The 22,953-nt window shown below is 40.7% G+C and carries 23 protein-coding genes; 7 read left to right on the top strand and 16 right to left on the bottom strand.

Features of this window, described 5'->3' with window-relative positions:
* Positions 1 to 83: 83 nt before the first annotated feature.
* From lptC to msrB, 10 genes are all read right to left on the bottom strand, one after another.
* Positions 84 to 671, bottom strand: a complete 588-nt coding sequence (gene lptC, locus B3S92_RS02730; RefSeq protein ID WP_077450812.1) for an LPS export ABC transporter periplasmic protein LptC — start codon at positions 669 to 671, stop codon at positions 84 to 86.
* Between the two features lie 70 nt (positions 672 to 741).
* Complete coding sequence (locus B3S92_RS02725) at positions 742 to 1,269, bottom strand: KdsC family phosphatase (RefSeq protein ID WP_296202472.1); 528 nt, start codon at positions 1,267 to 1,269, stop codon at positions 742 to 744.
* Between the two features lie 68 nt (positions 1,270 to 1,337).
* The gene (locus B3S92_RS02720) at positions 1,338 to 2,336 is read right to left on the bottom strand and encodes a KpsF/GutQ family sugar-phosphate isomerase (protein WP_296202470.1); all 999 of its coding nucleotides are present in this window, start codon (positions 2,334 to 2,336) and stop codon (positions 1,338 to 1,340) included.
* Positions 2,337 to 2,640: 304 nt separating this feature from the next.
* Complete coding sequence (hfq, locus tag B3S92_RS02715) at positions 2,641 to 3,240, bottom strand: RNA chaperone Hfq (protein ID WP_296202468.1); 600 nt, start codon at positions 3,238 to 3,240, stop codon at positions 2,641 to 2,643.
* 271 nt (positions 3,241 to 3,511) lie between these two features.
* Entirely contained in the window at positions 3,512 to 4,651 is a 1,140-nt protein-coding gene (miaA, locus tag B3S92_RS02710; protein WP_296202638.1) for a tRNA (adenosine(37)-N6)-dimethylallyltransferase MiaA, read from the bottom strand.
* Positions 4,652 to 4,793: 142 nt separating this feature from the next.
* Complete coding sequence (gene mutL / locus B3S92_RS02705) at positions 4,794 to 6,701, bottom strand: DNA mismatch repair endonuclease MutL (RefSeq protein WP_296202466.1); 1,908 nt, start codon at positions 6,699 to 6,701, stop codon at positions 4,794 to 4,796.
* 150 nt (positions 6,702 to 6,851) lie between these two features.
* Positions 6,852 to 7,334 carry a tRNA (adenosine(37)-N6)-threonylcarbamoyltransferase complex ATPase subunit type 1 TsaE gene (gene tsaE, locus B3S92_RS02700; protein WP_296202464.1) on the bottom strand — a complete coding sequence of 161 codons (483 nt, stop codon included), beginning with the start codon at positions 7,332 to 7,334 and terminating at the stop codon, positions 6,852 to 6,854.
* Positions 7,335 to 7,454: 120 nt separating this feature from the next.
* Complete coding sequence (locus tag B3S92_RS02695; protein ID WP_296202462.1) at positions 7,455 to 8,051, bottom strand: 6-pyruvoyl trahydropterin synthase family protein; 597 nt, start codon at positions 8,049 to 8,051, stop codon at positions 7,455 to 7,457.
* 249 nt (positions 8,052 to 8,300) lie between these two features.
* Complete coding sequence (locus B3S92_RS02690; RefSeq protein WP_296202460.1) at positions 8,301 to 8,780, bottom strand: glutathione peroxidase; 480 nt, start codon at positions 8,778 to 8,780, stop codon at positions 8,301 to 8,303.
* A gap of 71 nt (positions 8,781 to 8,851) precedes the next feature.
* A complete protein-coding gene (gene msrB, locus B3S92_RS02685) occupies positions 8,852 to 9,274 on the bottom strand; it encodes a peptide-methionine (R)-S-oxide reductase MsrB (protein ID WP_296202458.1) in 423 nt (140 codons plus the stop codon).
* A 515-nt stretch (positions 9,275 to 9,789) separates the two neighbouring features.
* Between msrB and B3S92_RS02680 the strand changes: the two genes are divergently transcribed.
* Positions 9,790 to 11,421 carry an aminotransferase class I/II-fold pyridoxal phosphate-dependent enzyme gene (locus B3S92_RS02680; protein WP_296202456.1) on the top strand — a complete coding sequence of 544 codons (1,632 nt, stop codon included), beginning with the start codon at positions 9,790 to 9,792 and terminating at the stop codon, positions 11,419 to 11,421.
* Positions 11,422 to 11,566: 145 nt separating this feature from the next.
* Here the strand turns inward: B3S92_RS02680 and B3S92_RS02675 are convergent, their stop codons facing one another.
* Positions 11,567 to 13,330: a glutamine--tRNA ligase/YqeY domain fusion protein gene (locus B3S92_RS02675; protein ID WP_296202454.1), complete on the bottom strand. Its 1,764-nt coding sequence runs from the start codon at positions 13,328 to 13,330 to the stop codon at positions 11,567 to 11,569.
* 499 nt (positions 13,331 to 13,829) lie between these two features.
* On the opposite strand from B3S92_RS02675, the gene B3S92_RS02670 reads away from it, so the two are divergent.
* Both B3S92_RS02670 and B3S92_RS02665 read left to right on the top strand, forming a co-directional pair.
* Positions 13,830 to 14,342, top strand: a complete 513-nt coding sequence (locus B3S92_RS02670; protein ID WP_077450969.1) for a peptidylprolyl isomerase — start codon at positions 13,830 to 13,832, stop codon at positions 14,340 to 14,342.
* Between the two features lie 34 nt (positions 14,343 to 14,376).
* Entirely contained in the window at positions 14,377 to 15,255 is an 879-nt protein-coding gene (locus B3S92_RS02665) for a UDP-2,3-diacylglucosamine diphosphatase (RefSeq protein ID WP_349678943.1), read from the top strand.
* A 101-nt stretch (positions 15,256 to 15,356) separates the two neighbouring features.
* Here the strand turns inward: B3S92_RS02665 and orn are convergent, their stop codons facing one another.
* Entirely contained in the window at positions 15,357 to 15,938 is a 582-nt protein-coding gene (gene orn, locus B3S92_RS02660) for an oligoribonuclease (protein WP_296202452.1), read from the bottom strand.
* A gap of 292 nt (positions 15,939 to 16,230) precedes the next feature.
* Here orn and rsgA point away from each other — a divergent pair, with 292 nt between their 5' ends.
* From rsgA to secB, 4 genes are all read left to right on the top strand, one after another.
* Entirely contained in the window at positions 16,231 to 17,403 is a 1,173-nt protein-coding gene (rsgA, locus tag B3S92_RS02655; RefSeq protein WP_296202449.1) for a ribosome small subunit-dependent GTPase A, read from the top strand.
* A gap of 154 nt (positions 17,404 to 17,557) precedes the next feature.
* Positions 17,558 to 17,992 carry a rhodanese-like domain-containing protein gene (locus B3S92_RS02650; protein WP_296202635.1) on the top strand — a complete coding sequence of 145 codons (435 nt, stop codon included), beginning with the start codon at positions 17,558 to 17,560 and terminating at the stop codon, positions 17,990 to 17,992.
* Between the two features lie 245 nt (positions 17,993 to 18,237).
* Positions 18,238 to 18,501 carry a glutaredoxin 3 gene (gene grxC / locus B3S92_RS02645; RefSeq protein ID WP_077450941.1) on the top strand — a complete coding sequence of 88 codons (264 nt, stop codon included), beginning with the start codon at positions 18,238 to 18,240 and terminating at the stop codon, positions 18,499 to 18,501.
* Positions 18,502 to 18,569: 68 nt separating this feature from the next.
* Positions 18,570 to 19,019, top strand: a complete 450-nt coding sequence (gene secB / locus B3S92_RS02640; protein ID WP_077450942.1) for a protein-export chaperone SecB — start codon at positions 18,570 to 18,572, stop codon at positions 19,017 to 19,019.
* Between the two features lie 182 nt (positions 19,020 to 19,201).
* Here secB and adk read toward each other — a convergent pair whose 3' ends face one another.
* From adk to B3S92_RS02620, 4 genes are all read right to left on the bottom strand, one after another.
* Complete coding sequence (gene adk, locus B3S92_RS02635; RefSeq protein ID WP_296202633.1) at positions 19,202 to 19,855, bottom strand: adenylate kinase; 654 nt, start codon at positions 19,853 to 19,855, stop codon at positions 19,202 to 19,204.
* A gap of 297 nt (positions 19,856 to 20,152) precedes the next feature.
* Positions 20,153 to 21,544, bottom strand: a complete 1,392-nt coding sequence (gene ccmI / locus B3S92_RS02630) for a c-type cytochrome biogenesis protein CcmI (RefSeq protein ID WP_296202442.1) — start codon at positions 21,542 to 21,544, stop codon at positions 20,153 to 20,155.
* Between the two features lie 133 nt (positions 21,545 to 21,677).
* Positions 21,678 to 22,256, bottom strand: coding sequence for a cytochrome c-type biogenesis protein (locus B3S92_RS02625; RefSeq protein ID WP_296202440.1), 579 nt, complete (start codon positions 22,254 to 22,256; stop codon positions 21,678 to 21,680).
* Positions 22,253 to 22,873: a DsbE family thiol:disulfide interchange protein gene (locus B3S92_RS02620; protein WP_296202437.1), complete on the bottom strand. Its 621-nt coding sequence runs from the start codon at positions 22,871 to 22,873 to the stop codon at positions 22,253 to 22,255. Before B3S92_RS02620 ends, B3S92_RS02625 begins: the two co-directional genes overlap by 4 nt.
* Positions 22,874 to 22,953: the final 80 nt, after the last annotated feature.

Here is a 22,953-nt window from a genome sequence, read left to right as displayed (position 1 = left end):
TTAGTTCCTACAAATTTGGTTTAACAAATTACTATTTTGTTAATTAACCGATTATTTAACAGATCTGATTTAATAATTTTTCTTTAGAATAAGGGGACGTCTCTGCGTGCTGGAGGCATAAAAGTCACTGCAACATTGGAGAATTCATATTCGCCATTATTTACGTCAGCCACAAAACTTGAAGACTCAAAGCTATTATTAGCCTGTGTCACTTTAATGGGCTTTTCACTAAAGACTTTGTTTTGTTCCAAATCTCCAATCAGTTCAGACGCAACCAACTTCATCGGCGGTTTTGCTGCCTGTGTATTGGCATCTGATTGACTAGAAAATAGCACATTATTGGTCATCACCACTTTAGATTGCTCGTGATACATGACCGCTTCATCAGCATTAATCATTACATTTTGGCTGCTACTAGGGCGCCAGTTAAGTTTCATTGCCACTAACTTATCGAAGTTCTGGTCTGAATAGTGGGTTAAATTATCGGCAGTGAGTGAATACTCCGCCACCCCTTCTTCATTAGTTTGGACGGCTAAGATATCGGTAGCTTCATACTCAATATTGGTGGTAGACATATTTAAAATTTCGTCTAGATCGCCTTGGTTTTTATAAAACCAAACCGCAAACATGGCTATCAATAGTGAAATTACGAACAGAAACCGGGTATTCATTACACCTCTTTATAACCACCAATTATGGCCAATTAAGCTGATAATTTATTAGATGGAGATTATTAAGACACTAATCAAGGACGTATTGACTGATATACTCTTGATACTTGCCATGACCTTTTAGGATTAAGTCACACACTTCTCGTACTGCACCTTCACCGCCCACATTGGTGGTAACCATCATCACTCGGCTTAATACTTCTGAATGAGCGTTGGGTACAGTGGCCGAAAAACCTACTGATTGTAAGGCCTTAATATCAGGTAAATCATCCCCCATATAAGCACATTCTTCAAGCTCAATAGGCAAATCAAGGAGTAACTGCTTTAGAGCCTCAAGCTTATCATCACGTCCCTGAATCACATAATCAATGCCCATTTCTTTGGCACGCTGATTGACCATAGCGCTACTTCTACCAGTAATAATAGCAGTTTTCACCCCTGCTAATTTAACCGATTTGACGCCCATACCATCTTTTACGTTAAAGCACTTGGTCTCTACCCCATTAGCATCATAGATAATATGACCATTAGATAAAATACCATCCACATCTAATACCAGTAATTTAACTTTCGATGCTGCTTGAATTAAATCCTGCATAACTGCCTTCTATTTATTAAAAAAATACTGAATAGATTACAACACTTGAGTATCAAAGAACGATGTTTTTAACTCACACCAGCCTGTAATAAGTCATGAATACTAATGACACCTTCCAACTGTTGCTCTTCATCGACAATCAATAACTGACTAATGGCTTTTTCATTCATGACACTAAGTGCATCAGAGGCTCTCATGTTTTTTGAGACCTGTTTTGGATTTGGAGTCATGATTTGAGACATTGGCGTTTCCAAATCAATCTTTTTCTCTAAGCATCTACGTAGATCACCGTCGGTAAAGATTCCCACCACCTTATTATTATCATCTACTACCACAGCCATACCCAAACGACCACTGGTCATTACAAACAGCGCATTGTGCAAAGTGGTGTCCGTGTTCACCAAAGGAAGTTGTAAGTCTTTTTCTGCTTGATGCATCAAGTCACTCACTCGCATCAATAGCTTACGACCTAAAGCGCCGGCAGGGTGCGATAAAGCAAAATCTTCTGAGGTAAATTGACGGGCATGAACCAAAGCAACGGCAATGGCATCACCAAGTGCTAAAGTTGCAGTAGTACTCGAGGTAGGAGCCAAACCCAAAGGACAAGCTTCTTCTGAGGCGCCTAAAGTTAAAGCCACATCTGCTGACTTGGGCAACATGCCTCGTTTATCACGACTGATACTAATTAAAGGGATCGATAGCTGTTTAACTACAGGCAATAAAGTCTTAATCTCATCAGACTCCCCTGAATTAGAAATGGCCAACAACACATCTCCAGGCACAAGCATACCTAAATCACCATGTCCCGCTTCCCCAGGATGCATAAAGAAAGCAGGCGAACCTGTTGACGCAAAAGTGGCAGCAATTTTACGACCAATATGGCCCGATTTGCCCATTCCGGTTACCACCACTCGTCCTTTACAGTTACGGATAAGCTCACAAGCTTGGACGAATCTCTCATCTAACTGTTGTATCAACAGCTCAAGAGCGTTTTGTTCGGTACGAATCGCATCGACAGCGTAAGTAATGTATTGTTCGGTAGTAGGCGGCTCAATCTGTGTTTTCATAGTGTTTGAATACTTTTCGTTATTTTTATGATTAATACGATAACAATTTTAGTTGGTATATTTTTGATTAGTGAAGTTTTTAGTCGAAAAATCGTCACTTATCAAACTTATATTTATAGAATTTTGCAAAAATTATATTAAGGACTAAGTTTAGCATATTAGCTCTGTTACAAGCAGTCTAGGATGTAAGTTACCTGTATTAATATCTATAATTTAGTAATAAAAAAACCTGCTATATGCAGGTTTTTTGTCTCTCTTAGCCTAATATAAAATTAAAAGCTTTGTATAGTTGATCACAAAACGATTATTCGTCATCACCATAATTATTGGTTAAATCTTCATCATCATCTTGATGCGCTGGAGCAGCAAAGCCACGTTTTTCAAAACCACGTGTACCGAAACCATGCTGTGGACGGTTGACACCAAATGTTCTATCAGAATCAAAACCGCGATCGCCTTCAAAGCCGCGCTCAACACCGAAGCCTCGCTCTTGAGCAAACCCACCTCTTTCTTGATTAAAGCCGCGATCAGCAAAGCCACCACGATTAAAGCCACTACTACGTTTGTTAGCAAACCCACCAGGCTCGAAGCCAGGAGTACTGCGCTCAAAGCCTCCAGTAGCAGCAGGATTAGCCCCAAAGCCACTTTGGTATCCAGCGGGCTGTTGGGCAATACCTCCTGGTGTCGCTCCACTGCTACGTGGATTACGAGCGGGAACTACCGTTGAAATAGCGTGCTTATACACCATTTGGCTAACTGTATTTTTTAATAGCACCACATATTGATCAAATGATTCAATTTGCCCTTGCAGTTTTATGCCATTTACTAAAAAAATAGAAACTGGAATTCGGTCTTTACGTAATGAATTTAAAAACGGGTCTTGTAATGTTTGTCCTTTTGACATCGGGTGTGTCTCCTAAATTTTTAATTTATTATATGTGGATGACAGATTAGTTATTAGATTAATACGGTCAATCTAAAATAGCCATTAAGCTTTGTTATAAATTGGTTCTATTCTCAAATATCGTCGTTTATATTTATAATAGCTTTACCATATCATTTTTTTGGCTGTCCGTACTAGCAAATTAGTCCAGAGTAAGTGTTATATAGTGTAAGTAAATTTTTTTAGCTTGTTATTATTAGCTTTAGAAAACTTATTACCGGCTTTAGAACTGTTACAATCTAGAGCTTAAATAATCTTTGGCTTCAGTAATAGTCGCAAAAGCATGAACCACTTTGTTGCCACAGTCAAGTTGGGCAGACGTGTTGAGGGTATCTGTCTGAGGGATCTGACGCTGATCAGTGATATTACTATCCTGTTGGTCAGCATTCGCTAGTTCAACATTAGAGGGATCAAAACTGGCTACTAAATTTCTAAGCCAAGTATATTGGCGTTTTGCAAGCTGTCGTGTGGCATATAATGCCTTATTTTTCATATCTTGACAAGCAGTCACCTCATCAAGGCCATCAACAGTTAAACCTTTATTTTCAACAGCTTCACCATTATTTACTAGCAGTTTTGCCGCCGGATGATCTGTTAAAAACAAGTAATCTATTACCTGTCTATAACCCACACAGCGCATTGAAGGCATATCAGCTGATAGCTCATATTGCTGTAATAAGTTAATCACTTCTTCAAAGAAACCTTGCTGCCACATAAGTTGCAATCGCAGCTCAATACGTTCATGTAACCAAGCCCTATCTGGCATCACTGCCAACCCTAACCAGTACTGTTCTGGATTATTAGACAAAGCCTGCTTAGGCAATTTCTGCCACTCACTTAATGGCTTACCGGTTTGCTTATAAACTTCAATGGCACGGGTAATCCTTTGGGTATCGCCTAATGGCAAACGCTCAGCAATAACTGGGTCTACTTGCTGCAAATACTGATGTAGCGCTTCTATACCCTGCTGTTTTCGCCACTGCTCTACTTCCTCTCGCACCTGTGTATCAGTGTCTGGGACTGCAGAAAGTCCATCAAATAAAGCCATGTAATACATCATGGTGCCACCCACAAGTAACGGGATTTTATTGCGACCATGAATCTCTTCGATCAAACGCTCCACATCATTGACGAAGCTTGCCACACTGTAAGTGTCGGTAGGGTCAATGATATCAACCAAATAGTGCGGATATTGCAACAACTCCTCTGATGTTGGCTTAGCGGTGCCAATATTCATATCTTTATAAATCAGAGCAGAGTCTACAGAGATAATCTCAAATTTGCCTGTCTCGTATAGCTCGTATGCCAGAGAGGTTTTGCCACTGGCGGTGGGTGCCATCAAACAAACCACACTGTTTTTTGGTAAAGGCATTTTTGGTAAACCCTGCTTTGGCAAAATTGTCTGATCCGATGCTAATTTTATCGAGTGGTCAACTACACTCATAATAACGCTCTCTTTGAGTAATGTATGAATATATTGTTAATGATGTATGTGACTTTGATAGCGGTTTTGTTTAAAACCTTTTAATCATCAGTGAAGCCAGCTCTAGGAACGATAATTGGGTTACAGCTCTTGCTAAAAGCTGTTGATGGTCTGCGTCTGATAATAGCGCCACTCTGCTGAGTATCCCATTTAACTCGGACAATGACTGAAGATTGGTTAAGGAAGAGGCCAAATCTATGCTGATATTTTGTAATCCTGACTTAAACCCCTGCTCTGTCAACAAATAAACACTTTGATTGGCCTGGATTAACAGCAATAAGCCATTATCAGATGACGACAACGAGTGGTCATCCTGCCCTTCATTTCCCTGCAGTTTATTTAATAGTGCTTGAGATATTTGACACTTATCTAAGATAGCCAGACCAATCAACTGATTTGAGGCTACTTCAGCAGCTTCTGTCCCAGCCACAATGCTAGCAGCCACGTTCTGAGTAAATAAAGTTTGCAACTTCTGGTTAGAGTCTACAGCAGTACTGGCGTCACGATCTACTTTGCTAGTTAAATTACTCTGCCCTTCGCTAAGCTCATAGTCACTTTTAGACTGTTGAACTTTATTCAAATTATTAGCTAACTGCTTAGTTAAATAATTATTGTCGTTATTAATGGAGGAATTAATGAAGTCATCAGTAGCCTTATCGATAAACTGGCTCGGCGCAACCGAATCCGAATCAGTGCCAGCTACTGTTGATGATGAGGGATTCGCCTCATCGTCTACAACTTCAGCTGGCTGACGATGTTGCCAAAGCTGAAGCGCATCTCGAACCCCTATTTCAAGATGAGCCATCACATTGGCTAGGTTTTGAATCTTGATACATTGTTTCGAGGGATGAACGTTTAAGTTTAGCCACGCCTTAGGTAAATTAAAAAACAGCACATAGCCTAGACTATTAATGCCTGATAAATTGGCCGCACTGTCACGAATACTTTGCGAAATCCGCCTATCTTTTACCAATCTACCATTAATATAAATGAGTTTGTAGCTTGAGCTTGATAGGGCTCTTGGGCTAGGAATCAGAAAGCCGGTGATGGCTAAATTCTCCTCAGTTCCTTCCTGCCATGCACTTTGGGGTCGCAGCCCCTCCAAACTGATATTTATGGGCTGCAAGTTACTGTCACTAAACAGTTCAGCCTGATCATGGCTGGTTGGCAGCAATGCTGTCAATCGTGCCAGCACTGACTGCATCACTGTAGATTTCATCGCTTCGGAACCCCTAATACTATAAGTGGTCCCTTTATCACTGCTGGCGATAGATTCGAAGTTAAATCTACGCTTATCATTGTGCCATAAGCTGAAGCTTACATCACTGGAAACCAAGGCTAATTGTTTTACCACCATTTCAATATGGGCATATTCAGTTGAAATAGACTTTAAATTACCGCGCCGAGCCGGCACATTAAAGTATAAATCTTTGACCGTTACTGTGGTGCCTTTAGAGCGAACTACAGGTATCAGCTGCGGCGTATCTTCCAAAATCCCAGCCACATTCAATTCACGCCCTATACCACTATCATCACTACAGCTGGTCAATGTCAGCCTAGACACTGCCGCCGTCGCGGCCAGCGCTTCACCACGAAACCCTAAAGTTGCAATTCCTTGCAGGTGAGCCACATCAGCAATTTTGCTGGTAGCAAATCGGGTGACTGCCATAATCATGTCATCAGGATGAATACCGCAACCATCATCAGCTACCTCAATAATGCCCATGCCGCCTTGAGTAATTCGAATATCAATATGCTTGGCCCCAGCATCAATGGCATTTTCAATAAGCTCTTTCACCACAGAAGCTGGACGCGTTACTACCTCACCCGCAGCAAGTTGGTTGACCAACAGCGGAGGTAGCTTTTTGATACGGTTACTGCCACCAGCCGCAGCAGCTTGCTCCTGCGATAGTGATGTTGAGTTACTACTGAAAGTCATAATAGGCTGTCAATGAAGTTAAAATTGAATTGAAAAACAGATAGATGCAGAGGGTTATAAACACTGATATTAAAAAATATTATCCGTCAAGACGGCTACCTTATGGTGGTTAATTTGTTTTAGCCTAGTCGCATGTAACCTCTAATGAAATCAAAGAATATCAAAGCTAATATCTTCCTTAGACTGTATATTGACTCGTCTAATTTGTTCACCCTCTTGGGTTGTCACCGTGATATCCAGAGTCATTGTGGGCGGTGGTAAGTAGTCTTCTGCTCGGCTGGCCCATTCAATGATAACCAAGGCTTTATCATCTTCTAGATATTCTTCAAAACCTATAAATGATAATTCTTCAGGGTCTTGTAATCGGTACAAATCAGCGTGATAAACACGCTCTATCAACGCATTGTTAGACTCAGCCAACTCGTAGGGCTCAACCAAAGTATAGGTTGGGCTTTTTACTGAGCCTTGATGGCCTAAGGCTTTTAGCCAATAGCGGGTCAAAGTGGTCTTACCTGCGCCCAGATCGCCAGACAGCCAGACGCTACCAGTAAGATTGGCCTTAGCCAATTTCTGAGCCAAAGCTTCGGTATCTGCTTCAGATTTTAAGATAATCTCTTTTTGTTGGCTTGCCATTGTCTGCCTCGCATAGTTACTATCAATCAATTTTTTAAAGGCGATATTTATATTACTTATTATAATTGAGCGGTTATTAGAAGGACTGAGCTGTTATTTCTGGCTCATATAATTAAAGCATTAAGCTTTTACTTGAAGCGTCACTTCAGGGTTCACAAAAGGCTCGCCCGCTATCAGTTTTTGATACATTTTTGGGTCGGTCCACTCTTGCATTACCTGCTGACTAAATTCAAAGTCCTCCAACCTTAATAAGCCCATATGTTCATTAGTAATGTCCTCTGCAAAGCATTGCGCATATCCTGTCGCCGTCTCATGAGCAATAACAGAATAAACACTAACTCCCGCCTCACCATTGGCCATTTTAGTCTGATCAAGAATACTTTGCGCCCAAAAGAAAATTACTCTTGAAAACTGCTCAGCGGAAGGAGAAACAGGCAAACTAATCCAGCGGGCACTGAATTTCTTACACATCTCAATGTATTCAGGATCATCTTTGTTCCAAAAACAAATGGCATGATCAAAGCTATCAATAATGTCTTTAATAGACGATTTTAACAGTCCAAAGTCATAAACCATTTGACCATTATCTAGTCTATCAGCTTGCAAAATAAGCTCGATCTGATAGCTATGCCCATGTATAGAGCGCTTACACCTATCCGAACTACAGTTACGCACAATATGTGCGTTTTCAAATTTAAATAGTTTACGAATTCGCATGATTTTTCTCACTAAAACTTTTATTTTGAATTTAAAATATCTATCAATAGCCGATAGTTTAACACTTTAGCCAAAAAACAAAATGGATAACACCCTCAAGTGTTACCCATTATTTAAGCTAGTTTTATAAAATATTAAGGGTCAGCCAACCAGTGTTTTCTAGGTAAATAGTTTTATGACTGATGGGCTATGGAGATCAAATATTAAATTTAACCCAAACCTACCAAAATCACTGCTGTAGCAACGACGCTACGCCAATAGTTTGACTATATCTGATTCTATGGCCTTAGGCTTAGTAGTAGGAGCATAGCGATCAACTACCTCACCCTGACGGTTTATCAGAAACTTGGTGAAATTCCACTTAATACCATCAGTTAAAAACCCGCCTTCTTGTTTTTTTAGCCAAGTATATAGAGGATGCTCATTGTCTCCATTAACGTCGATTTTCTGCATCATTAAGAAGCTTACCCCGTAATTCTTCTGACAAAAAGCACCAATCTCTTCATTACTACCTGGGTCTTGACTGCCAAATTGATTACAAGGAAAACCAATAATCACCAAACCCTGATCTTTATAGCTTTGGTGCAACTCTTCTAGCTCTTCAAATTGCGGGGTAAAGCCACATTTACTGGCAGTATTAACGATTAATAACACTTTGTCTTTGAATTGACCAAAGTCAACCTCATTGCCATTTAAATCTTTGGCATTAAAATCATAAATTGTTGTCATGTGTGCTTCCTTGAAGTGAATTATTATTATCTAGGGCTATATAGCTTGTCACAAAATAGTTGGTCACAGAATTAAGCTTTGGGCTCTAAATCTATGGCCACAGAGTTAATACAATATCTTAATCCTGTGGTCTCTCTAGGCCCATCAGGGAACACATGCCCCAAGTGCCCACCGCAGTTACTACAAGTCACTTCAACTCTACGCATACCATGAGAGGTGTCTAGGTGCTCATCAATGGCCGACTCTTCAATTGTAGCATCAAAGCTTGGCCAACCACATCCAGCATCAAACTTATTATTCGAGTCAAATAATTTAGCACCACACCCCTTACAGCGGTAAATTCCCTCCTCACTCATATCATTGTGAATGCCCGTAAAAGGTCGTTCCGTTCCTTTTTCACGTAGTACAAAATACTCCGAATCAGTAAGTCGCTCACGCCAATCGGCTTCTGTTAATTGGGCAATTTCTTCTTTAGTTAATTGAGAATCTTGCATAGCTGTTCCTTATTTATAATATTTGTTGACTCATTTTATTTTAATAACTATTTATTTTAATAACTCTGAATTTAAAGTCCGGAATCTAAAGTATTGATTATTTCTCTACTTCAATACTAGTGTGACTGTGTTATTAATTGAATGAGACTAAGTTAATTAATGAGGCTAAAAACGTCTGCTTCAACCTCTAACTGAGACAACAGCTAAATTAAAGTTAAATTCCATGATTGGTTACATAATGATAAATAGATAATTTCTCGTAAGTTTAATGGACTGATATTAATTACTAACCTATTTATTTTACTGGTCTTTTTTAAATAGTGCTGAGATAGACCCTTAGCATAGAAAATTAGAATTAATATTAGAATGCAAGTTTTACTTGCATTATGGCTATTGCAAAATAATTATCAATGCAATAATATCTTGCATAAGCTGATAGATTTTGTTTTATTAGCAATGACCTTTATAAGCATTTTAATGCTGTTATTTAATTTAATACTTAGAGAGTAGTCGCTATGAGTGAGCAATCAGAGTTCAAGGCTCAAGGAGAACGGCTTAGTAAGCTGCGTAAAGCCAAAGGACTAACCGCTGAGCAACTGGCAACCGCCATGACAGATGCCGGCTCAAAGGTTAGCCGTGGTGCCATATCAAATTGGGAACGAGGTATAAATGGTATTGTCTCCTCAAAACTTCCCGCTCTAGCCACTATCTTAGGCTGCTCTGAAGGTTATTTGTTACGCGGTGAATTACCAGATACCGCTACTAACTCAGCTGACCCTTCAATCTCTTTAGACCCTGAAACGCAAATCTCCACTAATTCCCAGTCTTCTAATCAAAGCACGAGTAACCGTACCATGACCAATACTGCCCCTACCCCCAATCGCCGACCTCTAAAAAAATCTGACAAACTTCAAAACGTCTGCTATGACATCCGTGGTCCTTTGTTAAAGACAGCCATGCAGATGGAAGCTCAAGGTCAACGAATTTTAAAGCTAAACGTGGGAAACCCTGCGCCTTTTAACTTAGATGCTCCTCATGAAATCTTACAAGATGTGGCTCTAAATCTGCATAATGCAACAGGCTATTCAGATTCTCAGGGGATTTTCTCAGCCCGTAAAGCGGTTCTGCAGTATTACCAATCAAAAGGCTTGTTATCTGCGGTCGATGTTCGTGATGTCTATCTAGGCAATGGAGTGTCTGAGCTTATTGTTATGACCATGCAAGCGCTGATGAATGATGGTGATGAAGTGCTTATCCCAATGCCAGATTATCCTCTATGGACCGCAGCGGCTAACTTAGCTGGGGGTACGGCCGTCCATTATCGCTGTAACGAAGATAAAAACTGGCAACCTGATATTGAAGATATCCGCTCGAAGATTAACGATAAAACCCGCGGTATTGTGGTCATTAACCCCAATAACCCAACAGGGGCGTTGTATTCAAATGAAGTGCTATTAGAGATTCTTGAGCTGGCTCGTGAATATAACCTAGTGGTAATGGCTGATGAGATCTATGACCGTATTTTATATGATGATGCGGTTCATACCCCTATGTGTACCCTAGCCCAAGATGTCTTAACCCTAACCTACAATGGTCTGTCTAAATCGCACCGTATTGCCGGCTTCCGTGCAGGCTGGTTAATGCTATCAGGTAATAAAGAGTATGCTAGCGACTTCATCGAAGGCTTGGATATGTTGGCATCAATGCGACTGTGTGCCAACGTGCCGGCTCAACATGCGATTCAAACTGCTGTGGGCGGTTATCAGAGTATGCAAGATTTAACAGCGGAATCAGGTCGACTGTATAAGCAGCGTCAATTGGCGGTTGAGCGCTTAAATGCCATTCTAGGTATTTCCTGCACTATGCCACAAGGTGCCTTTTACTGCTTCCCTAAATTAGACCGCACCATCTATCCTATCGAAGATGATATGCAGTTTATGATGGATCTATTAATCGAAGAAAAAGTATTAATGGTTCAAGGTACCGGCTTTAACTGGGACGCACCCGATCATTTCCGCGTGGTCTTCCTGCCAAACTTGTTTGATCTAGAAGATGCCATGGACAGACTAGATAGATTCTTTGCCAATAAACGCAAAGAATTTGGTACTGAGCACTTGGTCACTGCAAAACAAGAAAAGACCGCTTAATGCCAAGCTCTCAAAGCTTCCCTACCATAAATTATCCATAAAAAAAGAGGAGCTAAATATAGCTCCTCTTTTTATTGTGCGCCCTACTTATAAGAGTTATGAAGTATGGGCATCTACGGTTTACTACCTTAGCTTATAGCTTGTGCTATTCTGGCTTATAGTTATCACGCAGACTAACAATTTGGTTAAACACTGGCTTATCCGCAGTGTGCTCTTCTGCGTCTGCCACGAAGTAGCCTTCACGTTCAAACTGGAAACGGCTGCCCGCTTCGGCATTGGCCAATGAGGGCTCTACCACCGCTTCAAGTACGGTCAATGAATTTGGATTCAAGGCATCATGAAGATCAGGCACCGCACTTGGGTTTTCTGCTGAGAATAAATGCTCATACATACGCACAGTGGCTGGTACCCCTTTGGTGGCAGATACCCAGTGAATAACACCTTTGACTTTACGGTCTTCAGGGTTTTTACCCAAAGTAGTTTTATCAATGGTGGCTTTTAACTCCACTACATTGCCTGCGTCATCTAGCACATGCTCGGTAACTGCCAATACATAGGTGTTACGTAAACGGATTTCTGATTTTTCAGGAGACAAGCGCTTGTAGCCTTTTGGTGGCTCAAGTTCATAATCCCCTTGATCAATATAGATCGTTTCAGTAAACGGAATTTCACGCTCACCCATATCCACGTTAGGATGCTTAGGCTGGTTAATCCATAAGGTTTTTTCAGCCTCATCCCAGCGCGCGTTTACCCCTTCATCTTTTAAGCTTTCCCACTCACTTAAAGCTTCCTCAAAGTTAGTAATGGTTACTTTAAGAGGTTTTAGAACCGCCATACCGCGTGCTGTTGTATTCTCAAGCGACTGACGAATACTAAATTCAAGTAAACGGAAATCCACAACACTATCAGACTTAGTTACGCCCACACGCTCACAGAAATCACGTAAACCTTCAGGGGTGTAACCACGACGACGCATACCAGCAATGGTAGGCATACGAGGATCATCCCAACCAGTCACAATGCCTTCATCTACCAATTGCTTAAGCTTACGCTTACTGGTCATGGTATGGTCAACATTTAGACGGCTGAACTCGTATTGATGGGGTGGGTATTTAATACCCCCTTCAGCACTAACTTTCTCTACTGCCCAATCATAAAATGGACGGTGATCCTCAAACTCTAGAGTACAAATTGAATGGGTAATCCCCTCAATCGCATCTGATAAAGGATGGGCGTAATCGTACATCGGATAGATGCACCATTTGTCGCCCGTTTGGTGATGCGACTGTTTCATCACACGGTAGATTACAGGGTCACGCATGTTCATATTAGGGCTGGCCATATCAATCTTGGCACGCAATACCGCTTCACCTTCTGCATACTTACCGTTTTTCATATCGTCAAAACGCTGTAAGTTATCCTCTACACTCGCATCACGCTGCGGAGAAGGTTTACCTGGTTCATTAAATGATCCTCGAGTTTCACGAATTTGTTCAGGAGTTTGCAAGTCTACATAAGCATCGCCTTGCTTAATTAGCTTAATGGCCCACTCATGTAACTGATCGAAATAATCAGAAGCATAGTAAGGCTTATCCGCCCACTCAAAACCCAGCCATTTAACATCATTTTTGATATTATCAATATAATCCTGCTTTTCGGCGGTGGGGTTGGTGTCATCAAAACGTAGGTTACAAATACCCTCAAACTCTTTAGCAATACCAAAGTTTAGGCAGATTGATTTCACATGACCCAAGTGCAAATAGCCATTCGGCTCTGGCGGGAAGCGAGTGATAATCTGCTCATATTTGTCGTTGGCAACATCTTCACGGATGATGTGACGAATAAAATCGTTTTTTTGATCCTCTTTGGGCTCAGCTGAGGCATTTGTTTTATTATTTTCAGTACTCATCGAATTACTTCTCCTATAAAAACTTGGGTATTACTTTTGAATTTGTAAAAATTTGCCCCATTCTATCAGGTTTACCAAACCCTGTAACAGCTAGACACATGACAACCTAAAAAAAAGAGGTTAGACTACCCCTTTAAATTTAAGCGTATCCATTCTATATACTAAATAATAATACTTATATAGAGTTAATACGCCTTTTAAACAAGGGGTTATCTGCTACTAGCAGAAATAAATTAACGAAGACTTGGTTGTAGTTAATATCTTTAACCCCTAAAAAAACCAATTATTAATCAAATGTTAATATAGCTTGGGTTTATTTGGCACTCAGTCCAATAAAAGCCCTCTAGGACATCTTGTGAATGCATTTAAAACTTTAGGTTTTGGCACTTTAATGATGCCTCTTTTTTTAATGGGCTGTACCAACACCAATACAACCCCAACTAATAATGCCGGCACCAATACCAACACCAATGTTACAACCAATGTTAAGGATACAAAAATGAGTGATATGCCTGTAGTTCAGTTAAACACCTCAATGGGTGAAGTAGTTATCGAATTAAATTCTGAAAAAGCACCTAAGACTGTAGAAAACTTCGTGTCTTACGTAAAATCTGGTCACTATGATGGCACTATTTTCCATCGCGTTATCCCAGACTTCATGGTACAGGGCGGCGGTATGGACGCTGACATGAACGAAAAGAGCACAAACGCTCCTATCGAAAACGAAGCAGACAATGGCCTTAAGAACGAAGAAGGCACAATCGCTATGGCTCGTACTCAAGACCCACATTCAGCCACTAGCCAGTTCTTTATTAACGTAAAAAACAACGCTTTCTTAAACCATTCTGGCAAAAACATGCAAGGTTGGGGCTACACTGTATTTGGTAAAGTAACCAGCGGCATGGATGTGGTTAAGAAAATTGAAGGCGTTCCAACAGGTCGTTACGGTATGCATGCTGATGTGCCAAAAGAGCCTGTTATCATCGAATCTGCAGTTATGGTTTCTGAATAATTTAGCCCATCGCTAATTATAAGTTACTGATGATATGATGCTAACAGATGACCCTGCTGTTATTGATTATAGCCATTTGATAACCACTCGGCCCTATGATATACGCCGAGTGATTATCAGTGACTTGCATTTATCAGCGGATGAGCCTGCCTTAGTGCAGGCTTTTTTAGCTTTAGTTGATGATTTAATCGCTTTACCCAATTTGACTGAATTTTATATTCTTGGAGATTGGTTCGATGCCTGGGTCGGTGATGACCGCTACTTAAGTTTAACAGCTGTTGAAGCCAAACAACACTGGCTCACTCCTATCATCGAGAAGCTGAAGCACCTGAGTAATCAAGGCTGCAAAATTAAAATAATGCACGGCAATCGTGACTTTTTGATCGGGCAACGCTTCTGTGATTTATTTCATGGTGAGCTAGTTACTGAGCCCTACTTAGTAAGTATCGGCAATAAAACCTTCCGATTTGAGCATGGCGATGCGTTATGCACCGATGATAAATCCTATCAACGTTTTCGGGTCATAGCCCGTAACCCTCTTATCAAGTGGATACTATTAAAAAGACCCCTGCATAAAAGAATAGCTTGGGCACGAAAAATTCGTCAAAAAAGTGCCTTAAATAAAACCCAAAAATCAATGTCCATTATGGACGTTAATCAACAGGCAGTACATAAGGCTTTAAAGCCTGTAGAGGCCTTATTACATGGTCACACTCACCGTCCTAATGTCCATGAAGTTATCACTGATAACGAAAACAATTCAACCAAGCCCCGTTACGTTTTGGGGGATTGGCGAGTAATAAATCCTGACAGCTCTTATCAACAGGTCGAAGCTGTTATTGCAGTAAGCACAAGCACAGAATTAGAGCAAAAAGAAAGCCTTCAGCTGGTTAAGTTCATGATCAAAGTTTAAACACAAACTCAGTTAGCCAAAGGCTCGGTTTGGATAGCTCCAGATATTAGCTTACAAAAGAGATATTACTCCCTAAAGACTATCCTTTTAATATCATTTGATTAGTCTAATAACTTAAAGAAATGCTGACGGTAGTGCTTAAGCTCACGAATCGAGTCACGAATATCATCCATAGCCAAATGACTGCCGGTCTTCTCTACCCCTTTAAGAATATCAGGACGCCAACGGTAGCATAGCTCTTTAATAGAAGAGACATCTAGGTTACGGTAATGGAAGAAGCGCTCCAATTGAGGCATCTGACGCGCTAAAAAACGTCTGTCCTGGCAAATTGAATTCCCACACATCGGAGATTTGCCTTCATCTACCCATTTATTTAAAAATTCTATGGTTTCTTTTTCGGCTTGCTCAAGCGTCACAGTGCTACGGCGCACTCTATCAATCAACCCCGATTGACCATGCTGCTTGGTGTTCCACTCATCCATGGCATTCAACTTTTGATCAGAAACCTTGATAGCAAACACTGGGCCTTCAGCCAGTACATTTAAGTCTTCATCAGTTACGATGGTTGCAATTTCAATGATATCGTCATTCATGGTATCTAAACCAGTCATTTCCAAATCAATCCAGATAAGACCTTTTTTACCTTGGTTTTTAATTTTAATTTTATTGGGATGATCGCTCATAACATTTCCTAGACACTTTTAGTTCACAAAAATAGATTAAAAATAGAGTTAATTATAGGGAGCTAAGTCCTTTATTAGGGTCTACAAATAGCTAGAAGACTCAATCTGACTATGTTACCAAATTTAGCCTCTGGCTCCTTAACTATTCACGCACTATAACACTTAAACTTTGAATTTATTGTACCAACGCCCAATAAACTATATCCTAGACACTCTGATACTCACTGTCACTGTTTTTAGTAACCCTCGCGCTTACTTAAGCACACTGCAATATTATAGGTAACTTGAATTTATGGCTTTGATAAGACAACGTAAGCTAACCAAGCAACAACTTCGACGCATTGATAAACAACAAGCTCAGCAACAAGACTCAATTGATGGTAGCTTGATGGATGGTGTGGTTATGGCTCATTATGGCAAACAGCTAGAGGTTCAAGTCACCTCATTACCGGCCATTATTCCAAACCCGCCTGTCGTGGAAGAAGGTGAGCCTGAACCTTTTTGGCAGGCCATCGAGTTAGGTGATATTTGGCGCTGTCATGTCCGTACCAACTTACCTATGTTAGCAACGGGAGACAAGGTTCGCTGGGTCGCTGACCCTAATACGGGCTTTGGCCGTATTGAATCGGTTCAACCACGTACCTCTTTAGTCTCGCGCCCAGACCGTTACCATAAGCTTAAGCCAGTGGCCGCCAATGTAGACATTTTAGCCATTGTTTTTGCCCCGCTGCCTGCTGCTGCTCCTAATCTTATAGACCGTTATTTGGTGGTTTGTCATCATGCCGATGTTAAGCCTCTGTTGGTGCTAAATAAGGCCGATCTATTGGCAATTGAAGACTACGCTTTCACTAAGAACTTACTTAGCGAATATGAAAGCTTGGGCTATGAGACTGTGCTAACCGCAGCCCCCTGCCCTGAAAATATTTTACTCAATCCCTCACAGGCCAGTAGTAAAAAAGTTGCAGATAAGACTAAGCTGACAGACATTGAGCCATTACAGCAGCAGGCTGAACTGGGCCTTACTGATTTACAGCAACAAATTAAAGATAAGCTGGTGATCTTTGCTGGTCAATCAGGGGTGGGTAAAAGCACCTTAGTTAACGCCTTACTGCCCAACTCTGATCAAAGCGTTAATGTCATCTCTACCAACTCCAAGCTAGGTCAGCACACCACTACCACCAGTCGCTTATTGCCTTTTAATCCTGAAGACCTTACTCAAGGCGGTATTGTCGATACCCCAGGTATTCGTGAATACGGCATTTGGCACTTAACTCCGGATGATATTATTGCAGGCTTCGTTGAATTATATCCTTTGGCTGGTGACTGTCAGTTTAGAGACTGCAAACATACCCACAATAGTAAAGGCTGTGCGCTGTGGGAAGCGGTAGCAGAAGGTAAGGTCATGCAGCGCCGGGTCGAAAGCTTAGTGACCTTGCAAGCAGAGGCAGACACCCCCACTTATTAGATATTGACTCAAATACTTTAAATAGAGAATTCTAACCGTTAAGTTAGCAATTCTCTATTGTCGTTAATGCATTCTAACGCTTATCACGTTATAATAATTGCCATAAAAATTTTACTGGAGAAGTGTTTTGTCACTAGATCGTTGGCTTGAATTTATGGGGAACCACCCTTTTTTATTTGGTACTCTAGCTGTCCTTATCTTTTTATTTTTCACGGTGGAAAACAAACGCAGTGGTAAAAAGATTTCGCCCAATACTTTAGGTACCTTAGTTAACTCTCAAAATGCACAAATTATTGATATTCGTGCTAAGAAAAAGTTTGAGACAGGTTATATCCAGGGTAGCCGCAATATCCCTTTCACCCAATTAAAAGACCGCTTAGAAGAGATCAGAGCCATTGAAGCTCCAGTTGTGGTAGTTTGTGATATGGGTATTCAAGCAGGGGCTGCGGTTCAAATGATTGGCAAACCAAACGTATTTCGTCTTGACGGCGGTATTGGTGGCTGGCAAGCAGCAGGCATGCCACTGGTTGGCGGCACAGTAAAAAAATCAAAAACTGTGGATGGAAAAGCCAAAGTAAAAGCTAAATAAATAACAAAAATAAGGTCGTCCCTGTTTATACAGTTTAGTATGGCCTTAATGTTATTATTTTGATTTTTACCTTAAAGCAGCGATTGTTTATAGACTGCAGTTACCCTACGATACCTTGCACACATTAAGTAATATATCTGGTACAAAATGTCAGATAAACCCTTAATTATAAGGAACGGTGTTTTGGTACAATTAATATTAAAGGCCACACCCGTAAATATTTTATAAAACTAAAAGGATTGTTCATGACTGCTCCTGTTACTGTATATACAACCCCTATTTGCCCTTATTGCTCAAACGCCAAACAACTTTTGAAATCAAAACGCATTGAGTATAAAGAAATTGGTATGCATGATATGAGTTCTGATGAGCGTATGGCTTTAATGAAGAAGACCAACAACTACAGAACTGTGCCACAAATCTTTATCGGCGAAACTTTCATCGGTGGCTTTGATCAACTAAACGCCTTGAATGAAAGTGGTAAACTTGATGAAATGCTAAATGCTTAATATTTATGCATTGGGTATGCTTTATAATTTTATAATCATAAAATCTAATTTAAAAAAGGACATTTTTCATGGCTGAACAACAAGCACAACCTCAACTAGCCCTTGAGCGTATTTATGTAAAAGACATGTCACTTGAGGTAGCAGGTGCAGAAGTATTTACTAAAGAATGGCAACCAGAGCTAGACATTAATCTAGCTACCAATGCAGAACCCTTAGATGAAGATCATTATCAAGTGGTTTTAACTGTTACTGTAAATGCACAAAACGCAGGTTCAGCAGCCTTTATCGCTGAAGTTCATCAAGCTGGTATCTTCTTAATCAAAGACATTCCAGAAGATCAAATTGGTCAAATTTTAGGTGCTTACTGCCCTAATATCTTGTTCCCATATGCTCGTGAAGTGATCAGTGATATCGTAACCCGCGGTAGCTTCCCACAATTATTGTTAGCCCCTGTTAACTTTGACCAAGCCTATGCTCAGAGTCAACAGCAAGTTGCTGACGCTGAAGGCAACGCTTAATCCTTCTATGATTGATCGGTTATCAGTTATATAACTAATCTCACTAAAGCCACTATAAGTTACTTATAGTGGCTTTTTTCATGACCAATAAAAAAGCCCCTTAATCTATTAGATTAAGGGGCTTTTTAGTGACTTATATACTAAATCTTCAATTCAGCTTCTGATTTAGTTATAAAATCAAATTAGCCTTTAAGTGCGCTAAGGATATTTTGCTTAACCACTTCGATATCTTTGGTGCCATCAAACTGATGATACTTAGGCGCATTAGCATCTTCTTTGGCTTTATTCTGATAGAAACCAACCAAAGTAGAGGTTTGCTCATGGTAAGTGGCCAGACGATCACGAACCGTTTCTTCTTTGTCATCATCACGTTGGATTAGCGCTTCACCAGTAACGTCATCTAAGCCTTCTTGCTTAGGTGGGTTGTATTTTAGGTGATAAACACGGCCAGAACCTGGATGCTGACGACGACCAGATAAACGAGAAACGATTTCGTCATCTGGGACACTAATTTCTACCACATGGTCGATATCAACGCCAGCTTCAATCAAAGCTTCTGCTTGAGGGATAGTGCGTGGGAAACCATCGAAGATACAACCGTTTGCACAGTCAGGTTTCTCAATACGTTCTTTTACTAAATTGATGATTAGATCATCAGAGACTAAACCACCTGACTTCATGATGCCTTCAGCTTTTTTGCCTAGCTCTGTTCCTTCTTTAATAGCAGCACGTAGCATATCGCCGGTTGAAATTTGTGGAATATCGTATTCTTTAGAGATGAACTGTGCTTGGGTCCCTTTACCTGCCCCTGGAGGCCCTAGCAAAATAATACGCATCATAGTGGTAATCCTCTTGAATTGTGTCGATGAAAAATCATCTTAAAAAAAAGCGTCTTAAATAACAATATGTCTTAAATAACAATATAATGGTAACCACAAGCCCTAGCCCTGAATAGGGTTGATTCATTAGGTGGCTACAACTAATGACGCCTCAGACAAGTCTTGTTTGACTGTTATATTAAGCATAAATACCTTACCTTGAGATGAAAAAAAGCTCAAGCTATTTTAATAATAAATACCGCTATAATTAAAACTTAGTAGTCAAACAAAACTTAAATCTTCGCTGTCAATTAACTAAGGAAGCTGTTTATTAATTTCAGTAGTTACTTTCAGCTCACCTTCAGTATTATCCTGATAGTTAAGCGGTAAATCATTAGCAGCCAAATCACCTGCTTCTTGCATCGCTTGTCCCGATTTACTTACTCTAGCTTTCAACACTAACTGCTTGCCTTGTTGCATCGCTTTTGACAAGGTTTGTGTCGGCATCATAGCATCTTCATCACTTAGCTTAATATTAAAGCCATTCGCTGCATTTGCCAACTCTGAAGCTGGTAGACGTTTTACTGCTAGCGGAGCGCCACCTGAGGCTTGCTGAATCGTTACAAACAAGATGTCCGAAGGTGCTAATAATGGAGTCAAGCTGGGATTCAGGGTGACGGTTACCGCCACTGTCTGGGTTGACGCGGCAGCCGTGCCATTATTGGCTGCAGAAAGACTTGCTTGCTGCTGTTGAGCGATATTGCGACTCAGCTCATCCAGGCTATTTAGCGCCTCACTGTGATCACCCTCTCTTGCCATAATGCCTGCTTTCAATCTTTCTACCCAGGCCTGTGCTTGCTGATAGTTACCTGAACGGGCTTCTCCCATTGCCATCAACATTTGAGCCCCTTGATGCTCCGGATTCTTTTGTAGTACCCCTTCTAACGCTTTTCGACTACTAGCATCTAACATACCTCCGCTAGTGAAGAAGTTAGTTTGAGCATAGCTGACAGCAATGTTTTCATCTTCAGGCGCCAAGCGATACGCGCGAGCCTGAGCTTCCATGGCCTGTTCATTGGCCTCGAAAGCCAATAATATATCTGCCAATCTCATCCAGCGCATAGGGTCGTGAGCATGATGATGGACGTTGGTTTGAATGGCACCCATTAGGCCCACTGAGTCTTCAGTAGCCCATTCTGGCGGCGCATCAATCTTACCCGTCAATAGATCGTCGGCTACTTGACCTACTTTATCCTGTGCCTGCCATAAGTTGACCACCGGCGATCTATCGCCTGCGAGGAAATAGCCCAGTATCATTAGGATAGGCACACAAATTAGCAGTGTTAAACGTGCTTTGCTACTTCGTGTAAATTGTTGCTCACGCTTTGCTTTTAGCAGCTGCTCACTGCTAAAGCTCTCTTCTTTAAGCCCGTCATTTAACACCACACTATTCTTATCATCACTGGCTAATAATAGCTGACGCTCAAGCTCTGTCTTCTGAGTCTTAAACTCAGACTCTGTCATTGCTCCGGCATTAAAGTCAGCTTTTAGCTCTTCCAGTCGCTCTTTAAATACCTCAACATTAAGCGCTATCAGCTGATCGTTTTGAGCAGATCTATCCACCCGCAGCCATGGCATAAGCACTATAATTGCTAATATGATTGCCAATAAAATTGCCAGCGCGACAAAAATCACTAACGTTGGCATGATTTAACTCCTTACAAGTTGAGATATAAACCGCAATGGTGGTGACAGCAAAATGCACTGCTTAACTTTAGTCTTGGGTAAACATTAATCTTGGGTAAACATTAGTCTTAGATACACAAGTATTAGCGATTAATTATTTCTTATCGCTTATATTGTCGTTACTATGCTCTTTAAGTAATGCTTTAAGTTTTTGGGCTTCTTCATCACTTAAATTTGACCCGACCTTATCTAAGTCAATAGCTTGAGCACCGCCTGGTACGCTACTGACCTGTTTTTTATTATTGGCTTTTTTAGTACGCATCAGCCAGCCTGCTATTAATAATAATAAAATCACGGGTGGGAAGTACCACAAAATCCAGGTCGAAGGCCGTACCGGTGGCTTATAACTGATGAAGTCTCCATAACGCTCATACATATACTCGCGTATCTGAGCATCGGACTGCCCTGCCATAACCATTTCATAAGTTTTTCTTTTTAGATCTTGAGAGATAACAGAATCTGATCCTGCTAAGTTTTGGTTTTGACACTTTGGACAACGAAACTCTTCAATCAAAGCTTGGTACTGTGCTTCTTGTCTTGGGTTATCAAACTCAAATACCTCAATAGCAGCATTTGATAAGCTGCTCACTGAGCCTAAGGTAAGCACCAAAGCCAACACTTTAAATAAAGCAATGAGACGCTTGGTTAGGGCTGTGGCCTTTATAGTAATCATTTACACACCTCAGCAATCTGCTTAGTGATCTCTGGAGTATCTAGTGCTGCTTGTTTTTGACCCATCTCTGTCAATAAGTCCATACAAGGCTTAATCCTAGACTGCCAATTTTCGGCACTAATTTCACCGACAATATGTTGACGAATATTACCTTGAGTATCAACGATAAAGCTTTCAGGGGCACCAGTTAACCCTAAATCAATGGCAAAACTACCATCAAAATCTCTGAAGCTAAATACATAGGGGTCACCGCCATTTGTGAGGTATTCTTGAGCCTTATCCAGCTCATCTTTGTAGTTAACCCCGACTATCGGCACCTGCTGTTGGTGCAGCTCCATAAAGAAAGGATGTTCTTCGTAACAAGTAGGACACCAAGAGCCCCAAACGTTAATGATGAAAGGGGTTTTTGGTAAATCAGCATTGGTTACCTTGGTGTCAGGGTCAGACAATAAAGGTAAATTGAACTCTGGCACTGGTCGGTTTAATGCATTATCAAATACCACGTTAGTGTCCTTACCTAATCGGGCAAAGAACATAACGATAAGACCTAAGAAAACAATCAGAGGAATTAAAAACCAAACCTTAAACTGTGATTTACTCATCAATGGGTCAGACATTTACCATATCCTTAATACAAATTTTGCATCAGTTATTTACCGTTATTCTTTACCGCTCTTACCGATAATCGCCTTTCACT

Origin of the sequence: Psychrobacter sp. UBA3962, from assembly GCF_002385225.1 — a bacterium.
In the GTDB taxonomy this organism is placed as follows: Bacteria; Pseudomonadota; Gammaproteobacteria; order Pseudomonadales; family Moraxellaceae; genus Psychrobacter.
The sequence above is the reverse complement of the archived record's forward strand: the minus strand, read 5'-3'. Positions and strand labels throughout refer to the sequence as shown.